Raw genomic sequence first — 18,199 nt, 5'->3', positions numbered from 1 at the left:
CTTTCATTTCGATCTGGCCCATGCCCTGGGGCTGGAAACGGTTCATTATTGAACAATATTGAATCACGTGCCGCGCGCGATCGTGCTAGGCTGCGGCGCAAATGGAGGCTGCTATGACCGCATGCATCGTCGGCTGGGCGCATTCGCGCTTTGGCAAGCTCGAAGGCGAGACGCTGGAGGGCCTGATCACCAAGGTCGCCGTCGAAGCGCTCGACCACGCCGGCATCGGTCCGGACGATGTCGACGAGATCGTGCTTGGCCATTTCAACGCCGGCTTCTCGCCGCAGGATTTCACCGCGAGCCTCGTGCTCCAGGCCGATGACCGGCTGCGCTTCAAGCCGGCGACGCGCGTCGAGAACGCCTGCGCCACTGGCTCGGCCGCCGTCCGTCAAGGCATCCGCGCCATCGACGCCAACGCCGCCCGTGTCGTGCTGGTGGTCGGCGCCGAGCAGATGACGACCACGCCCGGACCCGAGATCGGCAAGAACCTGCTCAAGGCCTCCTACCTGCCGGAAGATGGCGACACGCCGGCAGGCTTTGCCGGCGTCTTCGGCAAGATCGCGCAGGCCTATTTTCAGCGCTATGGCGACCAATCGGACGCGCTGGCCATGATCGCCGCCAAGAACCACAAGAATGGCGTCGACAATCCCTACGCCCAGATGCGCAAGGATTTCGGCTATGAGTTCTGCCGCCAGGAAAGCGAGAAGAACCCGTTCGTCGCCGGTCCGCTGAAGCGCACCGATTGCTCGCTGGTCTCCGACGGCGCCGCGGCGCTCGTTCTCACCGACACGGCGACGGCGCTGAAGATGCGCCGCGCCGTGACTTTCCGCGCCAACGAGCATGTGCAGGACTTCCTCCCGATGTCGAAGCGCGACATCCTCTCCTTCGAGGGTTGCGAGCGCGCCTGGGAGCAGGCGCTGAAGAAGGCCGGCGTGACGCTCGACGACCTCTCCTTCGTCGAGACGCATGACTGCTTCACCATCGCCGAGCTGATCGAATACGAAGCGATGGGGCTCGCCAAGCCAGGCGAGGGCGCCAGGCTGGCGCTGGATGGCACGACCGCAAAGGACGGTCGGCTGCCGGTCAACCCGTCCGGCGGCCTGAAGGCCAAGGGCCACCCGATCGGCGCTACCGGTGTCTCGATGCATGTGCTGACAGCCATGCAGCTCACCGGCGAAGCCGGCGGCATCCAGGTGCCGGGCGCAAAACTCGGCGGCATCTTCAACATGGGTGGCGCGGCGGTCGCCAACTACGTTTCCATCCTCGACCGGATCAGGTAGAAGCGGCCCGCATCAAAGCGCGCCCTCCTTGGGCGGCGCGTGCGGGAGGCAACATGACAAATCCGGTTCTGGTCGAGGTCACGCGCGGCGCTGTGGTCGAAAGCGCGCACCGTGGCGCGGTCTCCGTCTTCGACGCCGACGGCAAGCCCGTCTGGGAAATCGGCGACACGGACCGCCCCGTGTTCCCGCGCTCGGCGGTAAAAGCAATCCAGGCGTTGCCGCTGGTGGAATCGGGTGCCGCCGATGCCTACGGCTTCGGCAACCGCGAGCTGGCGCTGGCCTGCGCCTCGCATTCGGGCGAGCCGGCCCATGTCGAATTGGCCAACGCGATGCTCGCCAGGGCAGGCCTCGACAGGACGGCGCTGGAATGCGGTGCGCACTGGCCCTCGAGCCACGACGCCACCATCGCGCTCGCTCGCGCCGGCAACGTGCCGAACGCCTTGCACAACAACTGCTCCGGCAAGCATTCCGGTTTCCTCTGCACCTGCGTGCATGCCGGCATTTCCCACGCCGGCTATGTCAAAGCCGGCCATGCGCTGCAGGAGATGGTGCGCGACGCCATGCAGTCCGTGACCGGCGCGGCGCATGACGTCGACCATTGCGGTATCGACGGCTGCTCGATCCCGACCTACGCCGTGCCGTTGAAGAATTTTGCTCAGGGCTTTGCCCGTATGGCGACGGGCAGGGGCCTTGCGCCCGCGCGCGCCAAGGCGGCGAAGCGGCTGCTTTCGGCCTGCATGGCCGAGCCGTTCCTGGTCGCGGGCACCGGCAGGGCCGACGTCGCGCTGATGCAGGCAGCACCCGGTCGCATCTTCGTCAAGACCGGCGCCGAAGGCGTCTATTGCGCGGCATTGCCCGAACTTGGCCTCGGCATTGCCTTGAAATGCGATGACGGCGCGGGCAGGGGGGCCGAAGTGATGATCGCCGCAGTACTGGCGAAGTTGCTCCGCGACGATGAGGCGGTTGCGGCAAAGCTCACCGAGCTTGCCGATCCTCCGGTCGAAAGCCGCGTCGGCGCCAAGGTCGGCTTGCTGCGGCCGACGGCGGCGCTCAACTAGCTGTCTTCAGCGACAGCACCAAAGTCATCGGATTTTTTGGGGAAGCCTGGAAGCCATAGCGCTCATAAAACGTTTTGGCTCCATCCGATATGGCATGAACCAGGAGACCGCGAATGCCGAGAATGGCTGCCGCTTGGCCCGTCCGCAGCACCGCGTCCTGCAGCAGAGCAACACCCAGACCCTTGCCTTGCCAGTTCGCATCGACAGCCAAACGGCCAAGCACAGCCATGGGCACGGGATCGGGCATATTGCGCCGGATCGAACCGGGCGCATCCGCCAGGTCAAGTCCGCCCGATGAAAGGCAGTAGTAACCGACGACGCGCGTACCTTCCGCAATCACGTAGGTTCTGGACGCACCGCCGACTTGATTGGCGCGCGCCCGCCGTCGAAGCCATTGATCCAGGCTGTCGGTCCCGCTTTGAAAAAGGTCGAGCTCGTGCGCATCGGCTAAAAGAGCTGGCGCCGAAAGCATCAGTCCTGCCAAGGCTTGGGCGCATTCATCAGGCGGGCGAATCCCTCGCCGCTCGGCGGCTGGTCGAGGATATCGAGATAGTGTCGATAGCTTTCGGCATCGACCTTGACGAGCGTCTGGTCGAGCAGCGTGTCTTCGGCTGCGCGGTAGGCAGCGTCGATCATGAAGTCGGAGCGGGTCTTCCCCCGTATCTTCGCGGCGCGGTCGATCAGGATGCGAATATCCTCGCGGATGCGCAGATTGACGGGCTTGGCGTGAGTGTCCTGGTTTTTGGTGACCATGGCGAAGTATCCTTCCATCACCGATATAGCATTTTTGCATACACAATGTGTATCTAAATCTGAGATTGCCAATTTCATTGCTGGCGACCTGGACTGCGCCGGTTCTACGCAAAACCGAACAGCAGCGAGTTCATGTTTCTGCTAGTCTCCCTAACCATCAATCGATGCTGGGCGCTGGCTATGCTGGAATCGGACAAGGTGTTTGCCGGGTCGATCCCGGAAAATTACGATCGTCATATGGTGCCGCTGATTTTCGAGGCCTATGCCGCGGAGACCGCGCGGCGGGCGGCGTCTTTCTCACCCTTGGCCGTTTTGGAGACCGCCGCGGGCACCGGAGCCGTCACCCGTGCCTTGGCGCCGAAACTCTCTCCTGGTGCCAGCTACATCGTAACCGACCTCAATCAGCCGATGCTCGATTATGCGGCTTCGCGCCAGGGGCCTGACAGCCGCATTACCTGGCGCCAGGCAGATGCCCTGAAGCTGCCTTTCGAGGATGCGGCCTTCGACCTCGTCTGTTGTCAGTTCGGCGCCATGTTCTTTCCCGACCGTTCCGCTGCCTATCGCGAGGCAAAGCGTGTGCTGAAGCCCGGCGGACATTTCCTCTTCAGCGTTTGGGATCGCATCGAGGAGAATATATTCGCCGATGACGTGACGAATGCTCTCGCCAGGATATTTCCGCATGATCCGCCGCGCTTCCTGGCGCGCACGCCGCATGGTTACCACGACAAGGACCTGATCCGCAGCGACCTCGAAGCCGCGGGATTCTCCGATGTGACGATCGACACCAGGGCCGAGCAGAGCCGCGCATCCTCGCCACGCGTTCCCGCCATCGCCTACTGTCAGGGCACCGTGCTTCGCAATGAGATCGAGGCCAGGGAGGCCGGAAGATTGGAGTCGGCAACTGACTACGCCGAAGCCGCAATAGCCGACAGACATGGTAGCGGCGAAATTGCCGCCAAGATCCAGGCGCATATCATCGTGGCCGTGGCCTAACTCACCTTGTTGCGCTCCACGGTGAGATGCGCGTAGCCCGTATCGGTTGACTGCGTGAGGTCCCCGGTCACTGGATCGGCCCAGCGCTGGCCGACAATGGCGCCGTTTTTCGCGCCGTCGATGACATTGTCCGAGATAACGGCGCTGCCTGAACCTTCGACGACCGAAGCGACGATGCCGGTGCCCGCCTTGCGGATGATGTTGCCTGTCGCCACGACATTGCGCAGATAAGGACCCCAGCCGAGCTGCATGCCATAGAGCGGCGCGTTCTCGACGACGTTGCCGGACACCGTCGTGTCGGCCTCGGCGCTGATGCCGACGCCGAAGCCGGGCGGATCGGCGGTGTAGGGGCCGATGGTCGAGAGGTTGCGCACGATATTGTTCGAGCAGACGGCCATCCGCCCGCCTTCGTTGAAATTGACGATCGAGATGCCGTTGGCGGCGCCGTCGACCAGATTGTTGCTGATGATTGCGCCTTCGAAGGAGAATTCCGAATAGATCCCGGTTTCGCCCGAGCGCGAGCAGGTGTTGCCGGTGATCTGCAAATTGCTTGAGCTGTTGGCGCGGATCGCGGTGAAAGCACAGTCGGAGACGACGTTGCCGGAGATGATGACGTTGTCGGCGCGGAAGGCATTGATGCCGTTGCCGTTCTGCCCGGTGCCGCCGCTGCGCGCGCCGATCCTCTGCACTCGGTTGCCGCTGACGATGGTGCCGTCTTCCGCAGCCTGCCAGCGATGCACCAGTATGCCGCCATTAGCGCAGTCCGAAATGTTATTGCCCGAAATCTCCAGCCCGCCGGCCTCGACTGAATAGATGCCGGCATCTGCAGCACCCGAAATATCCGAGCGACCGACGCGACCGACGGCATGCTCGAGCGCCAGCCCGTTCTTGCCGCTGCCGGTCACCTGGCAATTGTCGATGACGAGATGGGCGACACGGCGCAAGTCGAGCAGCCCCTGCGTGTAGTCGGCTAGCCAGCGGTTGGCGCCGTCGAGCACCAGCCCGCTGAGCTCGATATGCTCGGCTTGTTCGGCCATCATCAGATGGCCGTTGCCGCCATAGACGATGCGCGTCGCGCCTGGCACACCCGACAGGCGCACGCGCTCGGGCAGCTTCAGGTTTGAGACGAGATAGCTGCCCGGCGGCAGGAATACCGGCTGGTCGCGGTCGCTGGCCTCGGCCAGCATCCTGGCAAAAACCTTGCTCTGGTCGTCGACCGCGCCCGGCTGCACGCCGATCTCCGTGGCGTTGATCGAGCCGCGCATCGCGGCCATCTCGATGCCCGGCAGCGACTTGGCCGATGCCTTGCCGGCAAAGACGCCGGCAACGGCGAAGCCGGCGGTCCGGGCAAGCAGCGTTCGTCTGTTCAACATCGGCACAGGTCCTGGCGTTTCGCCCTGTCTGTCGCAGGAATCGTGCCAAGGCGGGCTCATCGGCAAACCGCTTGTGCAGTCGCCTCGCCAAGCCTAAGTTCACCGCATGAGCAGAGCTTTCACGCGCGAAGAAGACAGCGAGAACGCCATTGCCGGCGTCGGCGAACGGCCGGTCAGCACGCACCGCAACCTGGTGACGGAGCGCGGCCTGGCGATGATCGAGGACAATCTCGCCGAGCTGCGCGACTTGATGGCCAAGGCTGAAAGGCGCGGCGACCGCGAGCGCCTCGCTGTCGTATCGCGCGACCTGCGCTACTGGACCGCGCGGCGCGAAAGCGCGGAGCTTTCCGTGCCGGAGCCGGGCAGCGATGTGGTGCGCTTCGGCATGGGTGTCACCCTGGAAGGCGATGACGGCAGGAAGGTGCATTGGCGCATCGTCGGCGAGGACGAGGCCAATCCGTCGAAGGGCAGCATTTCCCATGTCTCGCCGATGGCCGTGGCTCTGTTCGGCAAGAAGATCGGCGAGGTCGTGACCGTCAACGGCAAGGAATGGGAAATCGTCAAGCTCTCGGACAAGGTCGAGAACTAGCAGCCAAGCCTAATTGCCAGCTGCTGTAACAACCCAGCTTCGTATTTGTCCACGACATCGCGAGCAGCGTTCATTTCCCGTTTGTAGTTGTCGTGGCGGATTGGCCTTAGAATGACGCCGTCGTCGGTTTCGACGATCTGGAGCTCATCGCCGACCTTGGAGGTTCAAGCTGTCAAGCATTTCGCGTGGCAGTAGCAAGGCCCCCGATCCGTCCTCAAGCCTGTGGATGACTGTCTGAACATCATCGCGCCATGGTTGCATCTATTTCCATAGAACAACCTTTTGGCCAAATCAGCAAGCGTTCACTGATCGGAGCAACCGATCCATCAGCCGGTTGGCCGCCTCCGGTATGACGGTTCCCGGCGGGAAGATCTCCGCCGCGCCCGCCGCCAGCACCGCGTCGTAGTCTTGCGGCGGGATGACGCCGCCGGCGACGATCAGCATGTCGCCATGGCCGAGTTTCTTCAGCGCATCCTTGAGTTCTGGGATCAGCGTCAGGTGCCCGGCGGCTAAGGAGGAGGCGCCGATAATGTCGACATCGTGCTGCACCGCGAGCTTCGCGATCTCGTCCGGCGTCTGGAACATCGGCCCGACGGTCACGTCGAAGCCCAGATCGGCGAATGCGCTGGCGATCACCTTCTGGCCGCGGTCATGACCGTCCTGGCCCATCTTGGCGACCAGGATACGCGGCTTGCTGCCGGATTTCTTTTCGAACGCCTGGATCTTATCCTGCAGCCGCTCAAGCGCCGGGTTGTCGCCGAGCGCCTCGCGATAGACGCCGGAGATCGTCTGCACCGCCGCCGTGTGGCGGCCGAATACTTTCTCCAGCGCCAGCGAAATCTCGCCGACGGTAGCGTTGGCGCGGGCCGCGCGGACCGCGAATTCGAGCAGGTTCTCGTCGCCCTCGGCGGCACGGGTCAGCGCCGCCAGCGCATCCTCCAGCGCCGCGACGTCGCGTGTGCCTTTCAGCCGCTGCAGCTTCGCCAATTGCCTGGCCTTCACCTCGGCATTGTCGATCTTCAGCACATCCACTTCGATATCCGTCTGCGGCCGGTGCGCGTTGACGCCGACCAGCACCTGTTCGCCGGAATCGATGCGCGCCTGCGTGCGCGCCGCCGCCTCCTCGATGCGCAGCTTCGGGATGCCTTTCTCGATCGCCGCCGCCATGCCGCCGAGGCTTTCCACCTCCTCGATATGGGCGAGCGCGCGCTCCGCCAGATCATGCGTCAGCCGCTCGACATAGGCCGAGCCGCCCCAAGGATCGATCATGCGCGTGGTGCCGGATTCCTTCTGCAGGATGAGCTGCGTGTTGCGCGCGATCCGCGCCGAATGGTCGGTCGGCAGCGCCATTGCTTCGTCGAAGGAATTGGTGTGCAGCGACTGGGTGTGCCCCTGCGTCGCCGCCATCGCCTCGATCATCGTGCGGGTGATGTTGTTGTAGGGATCCTGCGCCGTCAGCGACCAGCCCGAGGTCTGGCAATGGGTGCGCAGCGACAGCGAGCGCTCGTCCTTTGGCGCAAAATTCTTCTTCATCAGGTTCGACCACAGCAGCCTTGCGGCCCTGAGCTTGGCGACCTCCATGAAGAAGTTCATGCCGATCGCCCAGAAGAAGGACAGGCGCGGCGCGAAACGGTCGATGTCGAGGCCGGCGGCGACGCCGGCGCGGGCATATTCGATGCCGTCGGCGATGGTGTAGGCAAGCTCCAGATCGGCCGTCGCGCCGGCTTCCTGCATGTGGTAGCCGGAAATCGAGATCGAGTTGAACTTCGGCATATGCCTGGAGGTGTAGGCGAAGATGTCCGACACGATCCGCATCGAAGGTTTCGGCGGATAGATGTAGGTGTTGCGGACCATGAACTCCTTCAGAATGTCGTTCTGAATGGTCCCGGCGAGATCGTTCTGGGCGACGCCCTGTTCCTCCGCCGCCACGATGTACAGCGCCATGATCGGCAGCACGGCGCCGTTCATGGTCATCGAGACCGTCATCTCGTTGAGCGGAATGCCGTCGAACAGCTGGCGCATGTCGAGGATGGAATCGATCGCCACGCCCGCCATGCCGACATCGCCGGCGACGCGCGGATGGTCGCTGTCATAGCCGCGATGCGTGGCGAGATCGAAGGCGACCGACAAGCCTTTCTGGCCGGCCGCAAGGTTGCGCCGGTAGAAGGCGTTGGATTCCTCGGCCGTCGAGAAGCCGGCATATTGACGGATCGTCCAGGGCTGCTGGACATACATGGTCGGGTAGGGGCCGCGCATGAAGGGCGGCAGGCCTGGATAGGTGTCGAGATTGGCAAGCCCCTTGAGGTCGCCTTCCGTGTAGAGATGTTTTACGGCGATGCCTTCCGGCGTCATCCGCTGGCCCTTGATCTCGACCGGCGCGCGACGCGGCTCCGACCAGCCGATCTGGCTGAAATCCGGGATCATGATCCGGCTCCGATCGACTGATCGATGCGCACCGGAAACAGCGGCTCGCAGGTCGCCACGCCTTCGGTCAGCGCTGGACGCCGTTCCCGCGGCAGCGTCTCGACCGGACGCTCCACCGGCGCGCGGTAAAGCGTCGTGCCGACAATGCCGCGCTCGCCCGATCGGTAGGCGCCGTTGCGCTTGGCGGCGGCCGTCTGCACTCGGTTCTGGATATAGCCCTGCTGCAGGCTGGCGAGCACGCCGCCCTCGGCCTCGATGCGCTGGAATTCTTCCCAGGCCGCGGCGCAGAGATCGTTGGTCAGCGCCTCGACCGAACCGGAGCCGCAGGCCGGATCGGCGACACGGCCGATGTGGCTTTCCTCGGCCATGATCAGCTGCGCGTTGCGGGCGACGCGGCGGGCAAAGCCGGCCGGCAGCCCATGCGTGATGGTATGCGGCAGGATCGAGATCGAATCTGCGCCGCCGGTTGCCGCCGCGAAGGCCGCGATCGCCGTACGCAAGATGTTGGTCTCCGGGTCGGCCATCGTCATCATGCGATAGGAGGTCTCGGCATGGATGCTGGCGGTCGAGGCCGGGATAGAGCAGGCTTCCTGGACGCGCGCCCAGAGCTTGCGCAACGCCCGCACCTTGGCCATCGACAGGAACTGGTCCTGGTCCACGCTGAGCGCGAAGCCGATATAGGGCGCCGCATAGACCAGCGGCTGGCGCGCCTTGTCGAACATTCTGAGATAGGACACGACCGATGCCATCATCGTGCCAAGCTCCTGCGCCTCGGTGGCGCCGGCATTGTGGAAGACGCGGCCGTCGGCCTCGAGCAGCACGCCCGGCACGCCCATCGAGAAGAAATGCGCCAGCGACTGCGGCATCGATTCCTGCAGCGCCTCGATCGAGGTGCGCAGCCGCCCGGTTCCGGCGAAGATCGCTGCCGGGTCGATGCCGAAGGAAAGGTTGAGCTTGGCCGGATCGGAGCGGCGGCGGCTCAGGAAAGCCAGCAGCCAGTCGGCCACGGCGCGACTCCAGGGGTGCGCGTCGATGCGCACCTGAACGCGGTTGAGCGGCACGCCGTCGAGCACCCTTTCCAGCGCCTCCGCGGTGCGCGGCAAGCCGTAGCCGAAGGCATTCGGCGCACCTTCGAAGACAAGCGACAGGCCAGTGGCACCTTGGGCGATGTCTTCCAGGGCTTGCGCGCTGGCCCGGGCGACATCCGGGTCGTCGACGCGCTGACTGACGATCCAGGGCGCGGTCGGATTTGTACGCGGCAACGGCTCGGCGGTCGTCGAGCGTTGGCTGAGCGGCTCGATGCGGATGCCGTCATCGGTGTGGGAGACGAGCTTTTCCTCGAAGGAACCGCCGGCAAGCGCCTTTTCCGCCAGCGCCTGCCAACGCTTGGCGTCCGGGTTCGGAAGGTCGACATCCCTGGTCAAGGCGCCGGCGCCCATCGCTCTCCTCGCTTCTCGGTCGCATCAGCCGGTCAAGCCAATCTAAGGTCAGGAACCGGATATCACAATGCATCATCCGGCCGGGTTCTCTCGGCCAGCCAATCGATTGCCAAACATGCACCGAATCCGCAAGCGCCAAAGGCCAAATTCGCTGCTCCCCAAAATCGAGACTGGGCATTGCCGCATGCGACCGGCGTTACTATACCTCGGGTGAGGCCTTTGAGCGGAACAGATTGCGGAGACCGGACATGGTTGACGAGACCAGCATCTTCATCGGCGCCAGCCGCAAGCCCGACGATTCTTATCAGCGCGCCGAAGAGCTGCTGCTGCGCTACGGCAACCGCCACGGCCTTGTCACCGGGGCCACGGGCACCGGCAAGACCGTCAGCCTGCAGATCCTGGCCGAGGGCTTTTCGAATGCCGGCGTGCCTGTCTTCTGCGCCGATATCAAGGGCGACCTTTCCGGCATAGCCATGATGGGCGAGGCCAAGGATTTCCTCGTCAAGCGCGCCGAGCAGGTAAAGCTCGATCCCTACCAGTTCCAGGAATTGCCGGTCATCTTCTGGGACCTGTTCGGGGAGCAGGGCCATCCGATCCGCGCCACCATTTCCGAGATGGGCCCGCTGCTTTTGTCGCGGCTGATGAACCTCACGGAAGCGCAGGAGGGCGTCATGAACATCGCCTTCCGCATCGCCGACGAGGAAGGCCTGCTGCTGCTCGATCTCAAGGACCTGCAGGCGCTGCTCGCCAACATGGCCGATCGCGCCGACCAGCTCAGCGCGCGCTACGGCAATGTCACCAAGCCGTCGGTCGGCGCCATCCAGCGCACGCTGCTCGTGCTGGAGAGCCAAGGCGCGGCGAACTTCTTCGGCGAGCCGGCGCTGCGCATCGCCGACATCATGCGCACCACCCGTGACGGGCGCGGCGCGATCAGCGTTCTGGCGGCCGACAAATTGATGATGAATCCCAGGCTCTACGCCACCTTCCTGCTTTGGCTGATGTCGGAGCTGTTCGAGGAATTGCCCGAGGTCGGTGATCTCGACCGGCCAAAGCTGGTGTTCTTCTTCGACGAGGCGCATCTTCTGTTCGAGGACGCGCCGAAGGTGCTGATCGACCGCGTCGAGCAGGTGGTGCGGCTGATCCGCTCCAAGGGCGTCGGCGTCTATTTCGTCACCCAGAACCCGCTGGACATTCCGGAAAAGGTGCTGGCCCAGCTCGGCAACCGCGTCCAGCATGCGCTGCGCGCCTATACGCCGCGCGAGCAGCAGGCGGTGCGCTCGGCCGCCGAAACCTTCCGGCCCAATCCCGATTTCGACTGCGCCACCGCCATCACCCAGCTTGCCACCGGCGAGGCGCTGGTCTCGATGCTGGAGGACAAGGGCGTGCCGGCCATGGTCCAGCGCACGCTGATCCGGCCGCCGTCATCGCGGCTCGGCCCGATCACGCCCGAAGAGCGCCGCAAGATCATCGCCGAGAGCCCGGTCGCCGGCCAGTACGACGAGGCCGTCGATCGCGAATCGGCCTTCGAAATGCTGCAGAAAAAGGCCAAGGAGGCGCAGGACGCCGAGGCTCAGGCACAACAGCAGAACAGCGGCGGTTCGCGCTGGACCATTCCGGGCTTCGACGATGTCCTGGGGACAGGCAACCGGCGGTCTTCCAACCGCCAGACCGTGGCCGAAGCCGCCATCAAGTCGGTGGTGCGCTCGGTCGGCTCGTCCGTCGGCCGCGCTATCGTGCGCGGAATTTTGGGAAGCCTGGCGCGAGGCCGCTGAAGCAAAGAGACGGTACCGCGCGGAGCGCGACGCGAATCACGCCTGTAAGTTTTGACGTCGGGCGAAACCCGCTTGCCGTCGCGCGAATCCGTCGCGGAAATGCGCCGCCCCGGAAAGCTGCCCTCGTTACCTCGCGACGATCAAATCTTACCTGCCGACGGGTAAGCCGCATCAGCGGCAGCTAAAACTTTTCGCAAGGGAACTTTTCCCAGCAGAACCGCAATTTCATGAAATACCGGACGCGCCAAATCATGGCCTTTGACGTGCTGTTGCCGGGGGGCAAACTGGATAGCGCCGACAGCACGTGCGATCACGAATTATTGTGGCCAGGGAACCGAAAGCGCCCGCTAAGGTTGGGCCAAGACTGCGGAGGGCTGAGCATCAGGAGTCCAAGTTGCGGCGCGATGACGATCTGCAAGCTTGGTATTCGGAAATTCCTCCTGAAAGGCGGCCGCTGCTGAACGCGAAAGGTGGGCTGTCGCTCGGCCACGCTCGCCTCGTGGCGCAATTCCTGAGCGAAAACTTTTCGCGCAAGCTTTCGCTCGCCGAAATGGCCGCTGTGTGCGGGCTGTCGCCTTACCATTTCGCCCGTGCTTTCTCCAAGACGTTCGGCGTGACGCCGCATCAATATGTTCTTGCCCTTCGCCTTGACTTTGCCGAGAAGCTGCTGGCCGACAGGCGCATGTCGATCACGGACATCGCCTATCTGAGCGGCTTCTCGAGCCAGAGCCATCTCACCACCACGATGAAGAAATACCGCGACGTAACTCCAATGCAGGTGCGAGAGAGGCTGGTTCAATCGGGGGCCGGCAGGCAGGGCTAATTCCCGCGCAGTTATCTATGGATCGGCTTATAAAAGGTATTACTAAAGTAATTTTGCGTTAACCCATGGAAGACCTACGGTATATTTTCAGATAAACAGCAATTTGTTGGAATACGAGCCCCGGAAAACCTGTCTTTCTGCAGCAAATCCGGTATTCGGATTCTAAGCTGGCCGAGGGGACATGAGCGACGACACGGCGGTTCGCCGGAGCCTTTCCGAGGAGATCGGTTACTGGCTGGAGTCGGCATCGAGGACGCTTGAGAAGCGCTATGGAGATGGCGTGCCCCTGGCCAAGCAGGACATGCTGCTGGCCCATTATCTCTACGGCCTCACGACCGTCGTTCACGCGCATGACGCACCTGCCGTCCATCTGGCGGCGGTGCGGTCCTATCTCGAGCGGCTGATCCCAACCGAGCGGGTTGCCGCGGCGCTTCAGGCTGTGCCCGAGGCGGGTGACGCCTGGCTTGAAAACACGCTCGATCGCGTCGAGGCGATCGGGGAAAAACAGGGCCACGCGCTGCTCGCGCGCGGCGCCGATGTGATCGTCCCATTTTCGAGCAGACACGCTTTGGCGGCAGGGTCGGCGGAACCTGCCGTTATCGAGCGCGACCCACCAAAGGAGGCATTCTCGCAATGAACTTCAGGCAAGAACGTATCGCTCGGCGCGGGTCGGCCCGATTTGCTGGAAACTGGGTCTCCGGCGCTCCCGAGAGCCGTTCGCTGCGCCGCCGCCTGATGGCGACGCTGCGCAACGCGCATCGCGTGCTCGGCATGCGAGGCAAGGGACGTGGGCTCGGCAAGCTCGGCGTCGGCGCAAGCCTTGGGTATATTGCATCGGCCGCCGCTTTGTTCCTGTTGGCGGCGCCGGCGCAAGCGCAATATGCCGCTGGCGGCGGGTCCGCGACCGCTCCCGAGACCATAGCGATCGGAAATGGCTCAACCGCCAGCCTCAACTGGGCCATAGCGCTCGGCTTCCAGGCTCAATCGACAGCGCAATACTCTGTCGCTATCGGCCGAACCGCGTCGGCCACCGGCCCCGGCGGCGCGGTGGCGCTGGGCTCCGGCACAATTTCGAACAACGTCAATACGGTAGCGATCGGCGTCAGCTCCAGTGCAACCGCCGCAGGCGCCAGCGCCCTGGGAACCTTCTCCGTTGCTTCGGGTGGCAACGCCACAGCCGTCGGCGTCAGTTCCTTGGCCAGCGGCGCCACCTCCTTCGCCGGGGGCTGGGGGACCCAAGCCACCGGGCTGCGCAGTACCGCGATTGGCAATTCATCTGTTGCGTCGGGAATAGATGCCTTTGCTCAAGGTACTTCCGCCACCGCAAGCAACCAGAATGCCATCGCGATCGGCTTCCAGTCGGTCGCTACACAGATCAACTCCATCAATATCGGCGGGCGCACTCTTGCGGGAGCGGGCGCTACTGCGCAGGGCGCCATCGCTCTTGGCACCGATGTGACGGCGTCTCAGCAAAACACCGTTGCCATAGGCATCCTGACCAAGGCAACGGGAACGAGCGCCACGGCTATGGGCAACACAGCCAGCGCCTGGGGCAACCAGTCTATCGCGCTCGGCTTGGGAGCGCAGGCGGGCGTTCAGGCCAATACGGCCCTGCCCAACAGCATCGCGATCGGCACCAATTCGCTCTCTTCGGGCGCTTTCGCCACGGCCATGGGTGCTACTTCAATTGCGAGCGGCTCCGCCAGCACGGCGGTTGGCAACACCGCCGTTGCCAGCGGCCAAAACGCGTCCTCGTTTGGGTCCGGAGCGAATGCGACGGGAGACAATTCGCTTGCTGCCGGCGTGAGCGCCAACGCGGCTGGCGCACAGTCCGTGGCACTCGGCATCGGGACCGTAGCCAGCGCCGACAATTCCACCGCCGTCGGACGTGACACCCGCGCCACTGGACTCAACAGTACCGCGCTCGGCCGCGGCGCCCAAAGCAGCGCCGTGAACTCCATCTCTCTCGGCGCAGGGACGAGGGCGTCCGGGATAGGCGCCGTCTATGTCGGCTCGAGCACTTTTGCAACGAGCGCCAGTGGAGACAACGCCATCGGCATCGGCACGGACGTGACGGCATCTGCGGGCGACGCCCTTGCGATGGGACGCGAGAGCCAGGCGACTGCAGCCAACGCCGTCGCGGTCGGTCTGCAGTCCGCTGCGCTCTCCGCCGACTCCATCGCCATCGGAACGGGCGCGACTACCGATGGCGGCAAGGCCGTGGCCATCGGCGCCGGCAACACCGCCTATGGCGACGGCGCGGTGGCCATCGGCGATCCGAGCTACGCCAGCGGTACCGGCGCCTTCACCGGCGGCGCCAATAACATCGCCAACAGCGACGGCACGGCGACCGCTACCGCCGCCAATATGGCCAACGGCGCCGTTGCCATCGGCAACAGCAACAAGGCGATCGGGCAAGGCTCCGTGGCGCTGGGCAACGGCTCTACCGCGGGCGCCGCCGGTCTCGCCGGCAATGTCGCCCTGGGCGACGGCGCTACTGCGGCGGCAAGCTCCGGCGACGTGGCGCTCGGCTCCGGCTCGGTAACCGCCGCAGCAGTCGGCACCAGCGGCACGACGATCGGCACCACGACCTACGCCTTCGCCGGCACGACGCCGACCTCGACCGTCAGCATCGGCGCTCCAGGCGCGGAGCGGACCCTCACCAATCTCGCCGCGGGCCGGCTCAGCAACGCCTCGACCGACGCCATCAACGGTTCGCAGCTTTTCGCCACCAATCAGCAGGTGACGCAGAACACGACCGATATCGCCAACATCGGGAATACGATCACCAACATCAACACCGGTGCCGGCATCAAGTATTTCCACGCCAATTCGACGCTGCCCGACTCCCAGGCTCTGGGGACGGATTCGGTCGCGATTGGCCCCAATGCCGTGGCCAACAACGCCGGCGACGTGGCAATCGGCCTGAACTCGGTATCCGGCACCACGACCGTGGTCGGCGGCACGACGATCGGCGGTGTGAACTACGCCTTCGCCGGGGGAACCCCGGCGGGCGCATTCTCGGTCGGCTCGGTGGGCGCGGAGCGCCAGATCCAGAACGTCGCGGCCGGGCGGTTGAGCAACTCCTCGACCGACGCGGTCAATGGCTCGCAGCTCTTCGCCACTAACCAGCAGGTGACGCAGAACACTACCGACATCGCCGCCAACACCGCCGACATCACCACTCTCGGCAACACGATCAACAACATCAACACCGGCGGCGGCATCAAATATTTCCACGCCAATTCGACGCTTGCCGATTCCCAGGCTCTGGGGACGGATTCGGTCGCGATTGGCCCGAATGCCGTCGCCAACAATGCCGGCGACGTGGCGATCGGCCTGAATTCGGTTTCCGGAACCACGACCAATGTCGGCGGCACGACGATCGGCGGCGTCAACTACACCTTCGCCGGCGGAACCCCGGCCGGCGCGTTCTCGGTCGGTTCGGTGGGCGCGGAGCGCCAGATCCAGAACGTCGCGGCCGGGCAGTTGAGCAACTCCTCGACCGATGCGGTCAACGGCTCGCAGCTCTTCGCGACCAACCAGCAGGTGACGCAGAATACGACCGATATCGCCGCCAACACCGCCGACATCACCACGCTCGGCAACACGATCAACAATTTTGCCGGCGACACCTCGACTGCATACACGGACGCCAATGGCGACGGCATCCGCTACGTGCGCACCAACGACACCACGCTGCCGATTACCGACGCCTTCGCGCAAGGGGTTGGCTCCTCGGCGCTCGGCTATCAGGCGACCGCATCCGCCGCCAATTCGCTGGCTCTCGGCCGCGGCACAGCGGTCACCATCGCCGACGGCGTGGCGCTTGGCTCCGGCTCGGTCTCGGATCGCGCGGTCGCGCCCGTGTCGGGATCGATCCTCTCCGGCACCGGCCTCATTCCCTACAACACCGCGGACATGACCCTGCTCGGCGCCGTCTCGGTGGGAACCTCCACCGCTTATCGCCAGATCATCAACGTGGCCGACGGCACTCAGGACCAAGACGCGGTCACGCTCCGCCAGTTGAAGGGCGCGCTGAGCTCCTTCGCGGTGACGGGGACCATGTACTTCCACGCCAATTCGTCCGCCCCGGACTCGCTGGCGGTCGGCGCCGAGTCAGTCGCGATCGGTCCGCGCACCACCGTCAACGGCGACAACGGTATCGGCATGGGCAACGGCGCCATCGTCCAACAGACGGCGCCGGGCGGTATCGCGATCGGCCAGAACGCGACCTCCAACCAGGCTGACAGCATCGCCTTTGGCACCAACTCGACCGCCAACGGCGCCCAGTCCATGGCGCTCGGCGCCGGCGCCACGGCCAATGAGCCGGGCAGCGTCGCGCTCGGCGCCGGCTCGACGACCGCCGCGGCAGTCGCCACCACCGGCACGACAATCAACGGCGTCAACTACACCTTCGCCGGAACCGCTCCGACGAGCACGGTTAGCGTCGGCAGCGTCGGCAACGAGCGCACCGTCACCAATGTGGCGGCGGGGCGGATCAGTGCCTCCTCCACCGACGCCATCAACGGCAGCCAGCTCTACGCGACCAACCAGGCTGTCGAAGCAGTGCAGGGAAGTGTCGGCAATCTGAATGAGTTCGCCGTCCAGTATGACAAGAACCCGGACGGCACCAAGTCCAATTCGCTGACGCTCGTCGGTGGCGACGTGAATGCGCCCGTCGTCATCCACAATGTCGGTGCCGGTACCGCCGACACCGACGCGGTCAACGTCCTACAGTTCAATAACGGGCTGGCGACAACGTTCGACAACTCCAAGGCCTACACCAACCAGGTGGCGGCCACCACGCTGCAGCAAGCCAATGCCTACACCGACTCCAAGCTCAGCCAGCTCAACATGGATATGGGCGAGGCTCGGGGCGAGGCGCGTCAGGCCGCCGCGATCGGCCTTGCGGCCGCCTCGCTGCGCTACGACGACCGTCCGGGCAAGTTGAGCGTGGCGGCCGGCGGCGGCTACTGGCGCGGCGAAGGCGCCGTGGCGTTCGGCGCCGGTTACACCAGCGAGGACGGCCGGGCGAGAGCAAACGTTTCGGGTACGACGGCCGGCGGGCACTGGGGTGTCGGCGCGGGCGTCAGCTTTACCCTGAACTGAGTCCATTGATGACCAGGCAGACGGCCCTTGCCGTGATATCCGGGACTTGCCTCCTTCTGTCCGGCGCGCACGCGGCCGGGCAGCAGGCGGCCCAGCCTGCCTATCGGATAAAACCTTCCGACGTCGCGGTGCCCGCGGGCGTGAAGCTTGGCGACTATCAGCGCACCACCCGTCCGTTCGAGAACTGGACGCTGATTTGCGACGAGAACCTGCAGGCCAGGAAGAAGGTCTGCAACATCGGCCAGTCTTTCATCGATCAAAGCCAGGCGTTGGTCTTCAGCTGGTCGCTCGCGGCCGACGAGAAAGGCAAACCCTTCATGATATTGCGGACTCCAAGCGCGGCAGGTAAGGCCAGCAAGCTTTCGCTGAGACTTGCCGGCCGCAAACAGCCGGTCGACGTTCAACTGCAGGGTTGCGATGCGTCGGTTTGCGTCGGCTATGTGCCCGTTGGCCCGGTGCTTCGCGAGCAGATCGGCAAAGAGACCACGGTCCAGGTTTCCTATTCCCTGCCGTCGGGGGCGACCGTCAACCTTGATGCCCCGTTCAAGGGACTCAAGACCGCGCTGTCGGCCATCAACTAGAA

General features: G+C 64.5%; 14 protein-coding genes. 9 read left to right on the top strand and 5 right to left on the bottom strand.

The window, feature by feature from the left end; translation table 11 throughout:
- Positions 1–113 precede the first annotated feature (113 nt).
- Positions 114–1,280, top strand: a complete 1,167-nt coding sequence (locus tag LB523_RS20715; protein WP_140845732.1) for an acetyl-CoA acetyltransferase — start codon at positions 114–116, stop codon at positions 1,278–1,280.
- A gap of 53 nt (positions 1,281–1,333) precedes the next feature.
- On the top strand, positions 1,334–2,338 hold the full coding sequence (locus LB523_RS20710) for an asparaginase (RefSeq protein WP_224606474.1): 1,005 nt from the start codon (positions 1,334–1,336) through the stop codon (positions 2,336–2,338).
- Here the strand turns inward: LB523_RS20710 and LB523_RS20705 are convergent.
- Complete coding sequence (locus tag LB523_RS20705) at positions 2,331–2,810, bottom strand: GNAT family N-acetyltransferase (RefSeq protein ID WP_224606523.1); 480 nt, start codon at positions 2,808–2,810, stop codon at positions 2,331–2,333. The genes LB523_RS20710 and LB523_RS20705 overlap by 8 nt on opposite strands.
- Entirely contained in the window at positions 2,810–3,091 is a 282-nt protein-coding gene (locus LB523_RS20700; RefSeq protein ID WP_224604796.1) for a DUF1778 domain-containing protein, read from the bottom strand. Before LB523_RS20700 ends, LB523_RS20705 begins: the two co-directional genes overlap by 1 nt.
- A gap of 180 nt (positions 3,092–3,271) precedes the next feature.
- Here LB523_RS20700 and LB523_RS20695 point away from each other — a divergent pair, with 180 nt between their 5' ends.
- Positions 3,272–4,084 carry a class I SAM-dependent methyltransferase gene (locus tag LB523_RS20695; protein ID WP_224604794.1) on the top strand — a complete coding sequence of 271 codons (813 nt, stop codon included), beginning with the start codon at positions 3,272–3,274 and terminating at the stop codon, positions 4,082–4,084.
- Here the strand turns inward: LB523_RS20695 and LB523_RS20690 are convergent.
- Complete coding sequence (locus LB523_RS20690; RefSeq protein ID WP_224604781.1) at positions 4,081–5,457, bottom strand: TIGR03808 family TAT-translocated repetitive protein; 1,377 nt, start codon at positions 5,455–5,457, stop codon at positions 4,081–4,083. The two genes, LB523_RS20695 and LB523_RS20690, sit on opposite strands and share 4 nt — an antisense overlap.
- Before the next feature lie 106 nt (positions 5,458–5,563).
- Between LB523_RS20690 and greA the strand changes: the two genes are divergently transcribed.
- Positions 5,564–6,046, top strand: coding sequence for a transcription elongation factor GreA (greA, locus tag LB523_RS20685; protein ID WP_140845738.1), 483 nt, complete (start codon positions 5,564–5,566; stop codon positions 6,044–6,046).
- Positions 6,047–6,337: 291 nt separating this feature from the next.
- Here greA and scpA read toward each other — a convergent pair whose 3' ends face one another.
- Both scpA and LB523_RS20675 read right to left on the bottom strand, forming a co-directional pair.
- Positions 6,338–8,470: a methylmalonyl-CoA mutase gene (scpA, locus tag LB523_RS20680; RefSeq protein ID WP_224606468.1), complete on the bottom strand. Its 2,133-nt coding sequence runs from the start codon at positions 8,468–8,470 to the stop codon at positions 6,338–6,340.
- Positions 8,467–9,909, bottom strand: a complete 1,443-nt coding sequence (locus tag LB523_RS20675; protein ID WP_224606464.1) for a methylmalonyl-CoA mutase subunit beta — start codon at positions 9,907–9,909, stop codon at positions 8,467–8,469. The genes scpA and LB523_RS20675 overlap by 4 nt, the downstream gene beginning before the upstream one ends.
- 248 nt (positions 9,910–10,157) lie before the next feature.
- On the opposite strand from LB523_RS20675, the gene LB523_RS20670 reads away from it, so the two are divergent.
- From LB523_RS20670 to LB523_RS20650, 5 genes are all read left to right on the top strand, one after another.
- Positions 10,158–11,681: a helicase HerA-like C-terminal domain-containing protein gene (locus LB523_RS20670; RefSeq protein ID WP_224606461.1), complete on the top strand. Its 1,524-nt coding sequence runs from the start codon at positions 10,158–10,160 to the stop codon at positions 11,679–11,681.
- Positions 11,682–12,003: 322 nt separating this feature from the next.
- A complete protein-coding gene (locus LB523_RS20665; RefSeq protein ID WP_224529945.1) occupies positions 12,004–12,504 on the top strand; it encodes a helix-turn-helix transcriptional regulator in 501 nt (166 codons plus the stop codon).
- A 181-nt stretch (positions 12,505–12,685) separates the two neighbouring features.
- Positions 12,686–13,141, top strand: a complete 456-nt coding sequence (locus tag LB523_RS20660) for a hypothetical protein (RefSeq protein WP_224606458.1) — start codon at positions 12,686–12,688, stop codon at positions 13,139–13,141.
- Positions 13,138–17,616 carry a YadA-like family protein gene (locus tag LB523_RS20655; protein ID WP_224606455.1) on the top strand — a complete coding sequence of 1,493 codons (4,479 nt, stop codon included), beginning with the start codon at positions 13,138–13,140 and terminating at the stop codon, positions 17,614–17,616. Before LB523_RS20660 ends, LB523_RS20655 begins: the two co-directional genes overlap by 4 nt.
- Positions 17,617–17,624: 8 nt before the next feature.
- The gene (locus tag LB523_RS20650) at positions 17,625–18,197 is read left to right on the top strand and encodes an invasion associated locus B family protein (RefSeq protein WP_224606452.1); all 573 of its coding nucleotides are present in this window, start codon (positions 17,625–17,627) and stop codon (positions 18,195–18,197) included.
- Positions 18,198–18,199: the final 2 nt, after the last annotated feature.

The organism is Mesorhizobium sp. ESP-6-4, from assembly GCF_020164735.1.
GTDB lineage: Bacteria > Pseudomonadota > Alphaproteobacteria > Rhizobiales > Rhizobiaceae > Mesorhizobium.
The sequence above is the reverse complement of the archived record's forward strand: the minus strand, read 5'-3'. Positions and strand labels throughout refer to the sequence as shown.